This is a genomic window from Xinfangfangia pollutisoli (assembly GCF_020179405.1).
GTDB lineage: Bacteria > Pseudomonadota > Alphaproteobacteria > Rhodobacterales > Rhodobacteraceae > Pseudogemmobacter > Pseudogemmobacter pollutisoli.
Genome location: NZ_JAICBZ010000130.1, coordinates 1 through 6,878, shown reverse-complemented (window position 1 = coordinate 6,878; position 6,878 = coordinate 1). Strand labels below are relative to the sequence as shown.

The window sequence follows — 6,878 nt, the reverse complement described above, 5'->3', positions numbered from 1 at the left end:
CACAGCCGATGCTGGCGCGCCGCCCAGAAAGCGCCGCGCCGGCGCCGATGGCCCCGCGCGCCGGGCTGGCCTTCACCGATGGCGCGCCCGACCCCAAACTGGTGCCCGACAAGGCGCTGGCCCGTGCCTTTCGCCGCGCACTGCTGTCGCCCGCCTTCCGCGCCGGGGCGGATTACGGCGATGCGCGCGGCAGCCTGCCCCTGCGCCAGGCGCTGGCGGCCTATCTGTCCTCGGATCGCGGCGTGGTGGCCGATCCGGAGCAGCTGCTGATCACCCGTGGCAGCCAGATGGCGCTGTTTCTGGCCGCGCGTGCGGCTTTGGCGCCGGGTCAGGTCATCGCGGTCGAAGAGCCGGGCTATCCGCTGGCCTGGGCGGCGTTCCGTGCCGCGGGGGCGCAGGTGCAGGGCGTGCCGGTCGATGGTGGCGGCCTGCGGATCGACGCGCTGGAGGCGGCGTTGGCCCGCGATCCGCGCATCCGGGCGGTGTATGTGACCCCGCATCACCAATACCCGACCACCGTGACCATGGGGGCCGCGCGGCGGCTGCAGCTGCTGGATCTGGCGCAGCGCCATGGGCTTGCGCTGATCGAGGATGATTACGATCACGAGTACCGCTTCGAGGGCCGCCCGGTGCTGCCGCTGGCCGCCCGCGCGCCCGAAGGCCTGCCGCTGATTTATGTGGGCTCGCTGTCAAAGCTGCTCTCGCCCGGGATCCGCCTGGGCTATGCGCTGGCGCCCGAGCCCTTGCTGCGGCGGATGGCCGAGGCGCGGGCCGCCATCGACCGGCAGGGCGACGCGCCGCTGGAGGCGGCGCTGGCGGAGCTGATCCGCGACGGTGATCTGGGGCGTCACGCGAGAAAGGCGCGGCGGGTCTACCGGGCGCGGCGGGATTTGCTGGCGGGGCTGCTGGAGGCGCATCTGGCCGGGCGCATCAGCTTTGATCTGCCCGCCGGGGGCCTTGCGCTGTGGCTGCGCTGCAAGGCGGTGTCGGCCGAGGATTGGGCCGAAGCCGCGGGGCAGGCGGGGCTGGCCCTGCTCTCCGGCACGCGCTTCGCGCTGAAGGGCCCGGCGCCGCAGGCCTTTCGCCTGGGCTTTGCGGCGCTGGACGAGGGGCAGATCGCCCGGGCGGTGCAGATCCTTGCCCGAAGCGTTCCGGGCTAAGCTATTCCGCCGTCACCCGGGGCCGGGGCTGCGCGGGGGCGATGTGCATCCCAAGCCGGGCCAGCAGGTCATGATCCTTCCAGGCCGCCGGGTTGCCGGTGGTCAGCAACTGGTCGCCCACGAAGATCGAATTCGCGCCGGCAAGAAAGCACAGCGCCTGCAGCTCGTCGCTCATCCCCGTGCGCCCGGCCGACAGGCGCAGGACCGAGGCCGGCATCAGGATCCGCGCCAGCGCCACGATGCGCAGCAGCGCGAAGGGATCGACGGCCTGCGCGCGCGCCTGCACCGGCACGCCCTTGATCTCGTTCCACAGGTTCACCGGGACGCTGTCGGGATGCGCGGGCAGGGTGGCCAGTGTCACCAGCATGGCGATGCGGTCTTCCTCGGCCTCGCCCATGCCTATAATGCCGCCGCAGCAGACCCTGATGCCGCCCTTGCGCACCTGTTCGACCGTGTCGAGCCGGTCTTCCATCCTGCGGGTGCTGGCGATCTGCGCGTAATAGGCGGGCGAGGTGTCGATGTTGTGGTTGTAGAAATCCAGGCCCGCCGCCTTCAGCCGCGCGACCTGCCCGGGCGACAGCATGCCCAGCGTCATGCAGGTTTCCAGCCCCAGGTCGGACACGCCGCGCACCATGGCGCACAGCCTGTCCATGTCGCGATCCTTGGGGCTGCGCCAGGCGGCCCCCATGCAGAAGCGCTGTGCGCCGGCGGCCTTGGCACGCCGGGCGGCGGCCAGAACCTCCCCCGTTTCCATCAGCTTGGTGGCCTTGACGCCTGTATCGTGATGGGCCGATTGCGAGCAATAGCCGCAATCCTCGGGGCAGCCGCCGGTCTTGATGCTCAGAAGGCTGGCCGTCTCGATCGCATTCGGGTCGAAATGCGCGCGGTGCAGGCTTTGGGCGCGGTTCATCAGGTCGGCGAAGGGCAGGGCGTGGATCGCCCTGGCCTCCTCCATGGTCCAGTCGGTCCGGATCATTCTGCGCGGACCTTGAGGCGGACGAGCGCGGCGATCAGGCCGGATGCCAGCGCCAGCTTGACCAGATCGCCAAGAAGGAAGGGCGTCAAACCAGCAGCCAGCAGCTTCGGCGCCGGAACGAAAAGGGTCAGCCAGGCAAGGCCAAGCGCATAAGTCACCGCAAGGCCCGCCAGCATGGCCAGAAAGCGCCCGATCATCCCGCGCCCCTGCGCCAGCGCGCCGGTTAGCCCCGCGCCCAGCAGATAGCCCGCAAGATAGCCGCCGGTCGGCCCGACCATATAGGCCAGCCCGATGCCGCGTTCGGGCGTGCCCGAGAAGACCGGCAGTCCCAGCGCCCCGGCGCCCAGATAGGCGGCCATCGCAGCCGGGCCCAGCCGCGGGCCAAGCGCCGCGGCCAGGAAGAACACCGCCAGCGAATGCAGCGTCATCGGCACCGGCCAGAACGGGATCTGCAGCTTGGCGCCCAGCGTGATCAGCGCCGCGCCGCCCAGCGCGATCCCGGTATCGCGCCAAAGCGCTGCGGCCCGGGTCGGTGAGGGGTTCAGAAATGCCATGGATCAGTCCTTTGCAGATAGGGGTCGAATCTATCTATAATTAGGGCGGTCTGATCCGGGATCGGCAATCAAGATTATAGATAATCAGCCAAGAAGCGCATAAGTCTCGGTCGGATCAGCATTTTTTGTCGCCGTCTTGCGCTTGCCGATCCAGCCGACATGCCGCGCCAGCGTGGCGCAGGCCAGGTCGGTCTGGCCCTTGCGCAGCGCCTCAAGAATGGCGCGGTGGTCGTGATCGGTCCGCGCCTCCCAGTCGCGGCGCCAGGCGGCAAACAGGAAGCGCGCGCTGGCCGCCTGCAGGTCGTCGATGGTTCGCAACAGGCGCGGCATGCGGCAGGGGGACAGGATCAGATGGTGGAAGCGGCGGTTCGCTTCCTCCCAGTCGCGCACGGTGCTGGCGCTGTCGCCGTGGCGGGTAACCTGTTCTGCTTCCAGAAGAATGCTGCGCGTCAGGTTGGGTGCGGCATGGCGCAGGGCCAGGGATTCAAGGCTTGCGCGCATCTCGGCCACCTCGCGCAACTCGGCCACGTCGAACTCGGTCACGCGAAAGCCGCGCCTGGGTTCGCTCTCGGCCAGGCCCTGGGTCTGCAGCTCGCGAAACGCCTCGCGCACCGGGACGTGGCTGGCGCCGAATTCGGCGGCGATATGATCCTGCCGCAGCCGAGCGCCGGGCGCGATCTCGCCGCGGATGATGCGGTCGGCAAGGACGCGGGCAATGCGGGCGGATTGGGTTTCTTCGGGGATGTGCTTCATGAATTATAGATAATATGCCGGCGCGCCCTTGTCGATGTGTCATCCTGCGCCGGGGCGACCGGCTTGGCCCCGCAGCCCGCAGGGTGTATAGCCGATGCGCCCCTTCCGCCGCCGCCCGAGGATCATGCAAGACCTGTCGCACAGACTGTCCGTCGCGCCGATGATGGATTGGACCGACCGTCACTGCCGGTATTTCCACCGGCTGATGACGCGCCGGGCGATGCTGTATACCGAGATGGTGACGGCGCCGGCGATCCTGCACGGCCCGAAGGCGCGGCTGCTGGATTTCTCGGCCGAGGAACATCCCGTTGCCTTGCAGCTGGGCGGATCGGTGCCCGGCGAACTGGCCCAGGCGGTGCGGATCGCGCGCGACTGGGGCTATGACGAGGTGAACCTGAATTGCGGCTGCCCCTCGGACCGCGTGCAATCGGGCTGTTTCGGCGCCGTGCTGATGGAGCGGCCGGCGCTGGTCGCCGATTGCGTCAAGGCGATGCAGGATCAGGCCGATGTGCCGGTGACGGTGAAATGCCGGATCGGCGTCGATGATCAGGACCCGGCGCAGGTCCTGCCGGATTTCCTGCAGCAGGTCGCGGCGGCGGGCGTGCGCCATGTCGTGATCCATGCGCGAAAGGCCTGGTTGCAAGGCCTGTCGCCCAAGGAAAACCGCGAGATCCCGCCCTTGGATTACGATCTGGTCCTGCAGATGAAGCGGGACTTCCCCGATCTGGTGATCTGCCTGAATGGCGGCGTCGCGACGCTGGATCAGGCGCGGGCGCTGCTGACGCGGGGGCTGGATGGGGTGATGATCGGGCGCGCCGCCTATCACGATCCGGGCCATGCGCTGATCGGCGCCGATGGGCTGTGGGGTATGGACCATACGCCCGTACGGTCCCAGGTCGTGCGCGACATGCTGCCCTATATTCAGGCGCATCTGGCCGCGGGCGGGCGGTTGCATCAGATCACCCGCCATATGCTGGGCCTGTTCCATGGCCTGCCCGGCGCGCGCGGCTGGCGGCAGGTCCTGTCGCAGGGGGCAAGTGCCGAGGGCGCGGGCATTGCGCTGGTCGAACAGGCGCTGGCGCGGGTCGAGGCCTCGGCCCAGGCGGCCTGACGCAAGGGCTCTGGCCCCCGGCGGTCGGGACAGGTAAAGCCCAAGGGTCAGACCCGCCGGAGAGATGCGATGACCGAGATCCTGCAGCACTGGACCCTGATCCTGGCCCTTGTCCTGATCGGCGGCTTTGCCGGCGTGGTGTCGGGGCTTCTGGGCGTGGGCGGCGGCATCGTGCTGGTGCCGGCCTTCTTCTATGCCTTCAACGTGCTGGGCTATGGCGAGGGCCAGGTGATGCAGGTCTGCGTCGCCACCTCGCTGGCCACGATCATCATCACCTCGCTGCGCTCGGTTGCGGCGCATCACCGCAAGGGCGCGGTCGACTGGTCGGTGCTGAAAAGCTGGGGGCCCTGGCTGGTGATTTCGGCGGCGATCGGCGTCTATGTCGCGGCGCGCGTGCCCTCGCAGGCGCTGCAGGCGGTGTTCGGGGTGCTGGCGGGGCTGGCGGGGCTGTGGATGGCCTTCGGCCGCGATTCTGCGCGTCTGGGTGCGGCCATGCCGGGCGAGCCGCTGCGCGGCATGCTGGCCTCGGCCGTGGGGTTTTTCTCGGCGATGATGGGGATCGGGGGCGGCACGTTCGGGGTGCCGCTGATGACGCTGTTCTCGATGCCGATCCATCGCGCGGTCGCCACGGCCTCGGGCTTTGGCGTGCTGATCGCGGTGCCGGCGGTGGTGGGCTTCCTGATGGTCCCGGCCGAGGGCGCGCCGCCCTATACGCTGGGCGCGGTGAACCTGCCGGCCTTCCTGGTGGTGATCGGCACCACGCTTCTGACCACGCCCTGGGGCGTGCGGCTGGCGCATGCGATGAATCCCAAACCCTTGAAGCGCGCCTTCGCGGTCTTCCTGACGCTGGTCGCGCTGAACATGCTGCGCAAGGTGATGTTCTAGGGGGCGCTGCGAAGCCCGGGGCTTAGCGGAACTGCTTGGCCAGTTTCAGCCCCTGGCCCTGATAGTTCGAGGCGATCCCGGCGCCATAAAGCCGGGCCGGGGGCGCCGACATCCGTTCATAGACCAGCCGGCCCACGACCTGGCCATGTTCCAGCACGAAGGGCGCCTCGTGGCAGCGCACTTCCAGCACGCCCCGGCTGCCCGCGCCGCCCGCTTCGGCCCAGCCGAAGCCCGGGTCGAAAAACCCCGCGTAATGCACCCGAAACTCGCCCACCATCGCCAGATAGGGCGCCATTTCGGCGGCGTGATCGGGGGGAATGGTCACCGCCTCGCGGCTGACCAGAATGTAGAAGGCGCCCGGGTCCAGGATGATGCGGCCATCCTCGCTATGCACCTCTTCCCAGAAGTCGCGGGCGGGGTAATGGCCGATCAGGTCCAGATCGACGACGCCGGTATGCGGCTTGGCGCGATAGCCGACCAGGGTCGTCTTCGGCAGGCGCAGATCGACGGAAAAGCCCAAACCTTCCGAGATCACCGGCTTGCCATCGACCAGGGCCACGCGCGCATGCAGCGCCGCCAGATCGGCATCCGAAAGCCGCGCTTCGCCCTGGCGGAAACGGATCTGGTTCAGCCGCTGGCCCTGGCGCACCAGAACCGAGAAGCTGCGCGGGCAGACCTCGGCCCAGAGCGGGCCATGATAGCCCTCGGGAATGCGGTCGAATTCGGTGCCGCCATCGGTGATGGTACGGGTCAACAGGTCCAGCCGCCCGGTCGAGGATTTGGCATTGGCGACCGCGGTGATGCCCGGCGGCAGGGCCAGGCTTTCGGCCAGCGGAATCAGATAGACGCAGCCCTTTTCCAGCACCGCGCCCTGGGCCAGGTCGACGGCGTGCATCTGGAACTCGGGCAGGCGGCTGGCCACGCTGCGCCCGTCACCGGCCAGGAACGAGGCCCGGACGCGATAGGCCACAGACCCCAGCCGCAGGTCAAGGCTGGCGGGCTGCACCTGCGCATCGGTCACGGCAGGCTGGGCGGAAATCGCGCCCGTGCCGATCAGATCGCGGATCGCACTGTCGGGCAGGACCCCGGGATTCTTTGCCATTGGACCCCCCGTTAGCCTTTGAAAACCTGGCCTTAAGAAAAACCGCCCGCACTGCGGATGCAGGCGGGCGGTTTTACGATGGTCGGGCCGGAGAGATTCGAACTCTCGACCTCCCGCCCCCCAGACGGACGCGCTAACCAGGCTGCGCTACGGCCCGACACGGGGCCTACATAACGGTTTTGCGGCGGGGGGCAAGCGCGAAAGCGCATCTTTCCGAGGCAGATCAACCGGAAACCGGCGGCGCGGCCAGACGGGCGCGCAGCGCGTCGATCCGGGCGGCCAAAGCGGCCAGCTCGGGCGCCTTGCCGGCAAGGCTGCCGCGGGGCAGGGCGCGCAG

At 69.0% G+C, this 6,878-nt stretch carries 7 protein-coding genes and 1 tRNA gene; 3 read left to right on the top strand and 5 right to left on the bottom strand.

The genetic code is table 11. The features are described from left to right. On the top strand, positions 1 to 1,160 hold a 1,160-nt coding region (locus tag K1Y73_RS20850), incomplete at its 5' end, for an aminotransferase-like domain-containing protein (protein WP_225030284.1). Position 1,161: 1 nt separating this feature from the next. On the opposite strand, the gene bioB is transcribed toward K1Y73_RS20850, so the two are convergent. From bioB to K1Y73_RS20835, 3 genes are all read right to left on the bottom strand, one after another. Next, the gene (bioB, locus tag K1Y73_RS20845; protein WP_225030282.1) at positions 1,162 to 2,136 is read right to left on the bottom strand and encodes a biotin synthase BioB; all 975 of its coding nucleotides are present in this window, start codon (positions 2,134 to 2,136) and stop codon (positions 1,162 to 1,164) included. Continuing rightward, positions 2,133 to 2,690, bottom strand: a complete 558-nt coding sequence (locus tag K1Y73_RS20840) for a biotin transporter BioY (RefSeq protein WP_225030280.1) — start codon at positions 2,688 to 2,690, stop codon at positions 2,133 to 2,135. Before K1Y73_RS20840 ends, bioB begins: the two co-directional genes overlap by 4 nt. Before the next feature lie 84 nt (positions 2,691 to 2,774). Continuing rightward, complete coding sequence (locus K1Y73_RS20835; protein ID WP_225030278.1) at positions 2,775 to 3,443, bottom strand: GntR family transcriptional regulator; 669 nt, start codon at positions 3,441 to 3,443, stop codon at positions 2,775 to 2,777. Positions 3,444 to 3,567: 124 nt separating this feature from the next. Here K1Y73_RS20835 and dusA point away from each other — a divergent pair, with 124 nt between their 5' ends. Together dusA and K1Y73_RS20825 are read left to right on the top strand one after the other, a co-directional pair. Next, complete coding sequence (dusA, locus tag K1Y73_RS20830) at positions 3,568 to 4,554, top strand: tRNA dihydrouridine(20/20a) synthase DusA (RefSeq protein ID WP_225030276.1); 987 nt, start codon at positions 3,568 to 3,570, stop codon at positions 4,552 to 4,554. Between the two features lie 69 nt (positions 4,555 to 4,623). After that, complete coding sequence (locus K1Y73_RS20825) at positions 4,624 to 5,439, top strand: sulfite exporter TauE/SafE family protein (protein WP_225030274.1); 816 nt, start codon at positions 4,624 to 4,626, stop codon at positions 5,437 to 5,439. Between the two features lie 22 nt (positions 5,440 to 5,461). Here the strand turns inward: K1Y73_RS20825 and K1Y73_RS20820 are convergent, their stop codons facing one another. Together K1Y73_RS20820 and K1Y73_RS20815 are read right to left on the bottom strand one after the other, a co-directional pair. Next, entirely contained in the window at positions 5,462 to 6,541 is a 1,080-nt protein-coding gene (locus K1Y73_RS20820) for a 2'-deoxycytidine 5'-triphosphate deaminase (RefSeq protein WP_225030273.1), read from the bottom strand. Between the two features lie 79 nt (positions 6,542 to 6,620). After that, a tRNA-Pro gene (locus K1Y73_RS20815) sits at positions 6,621 to 6,698 on the bottom strand. Positions 6,699 to 6,878 lie beyond the last annotated feature (180 nt).

Excerpts from the sequence above, each read along its gene's own strand:
- bioB (WP_225030282.1), bottom strand. The coding sequence starts at position 2,136 with ATGATCCGGACCGACTGGACCATGGAGGAGGCCAGGGCGATCCACGCC.
- K1Y73_RS20840 (WP_225030280.1), bottom strand. The coding sequence starts at position 2,690 with ATGGCATTTCTGAACCCCTCACCGACCCGGGCCGCAGCGCTTTGGCGC.
- K1Y73_RS20835 (WP_225030278.1), bottom strand. The coding sequence starts at position 3,443 with ATGAAGCACATCCCCGAAGAAACCCAATCCGCCCGCATTGCCCGCGTC.
- dusA (WP_225030276.1), top strand. The coding sequence starts at position 3,568 with ATGCAAGACCTGTCGCACAGACTGTCCGTCGCGCCGATGATGGATTGG.
- K1Y73_RS20825 (WP_225030274.1), top strand. The coding sequence starts at position 4,624 with ATGACCGAGATCCTGCAGCACTGGACCCTGATCCTGGCCCTTGTCCTG.
- K1Y73_RS20820 (WP_225030273.1), bottom strand. The coding sequence starts at position 6,541 with ATGGCAAAGAATCCCGGGGTCCTGCCCGACAGTGCGATCCGCGATCTG.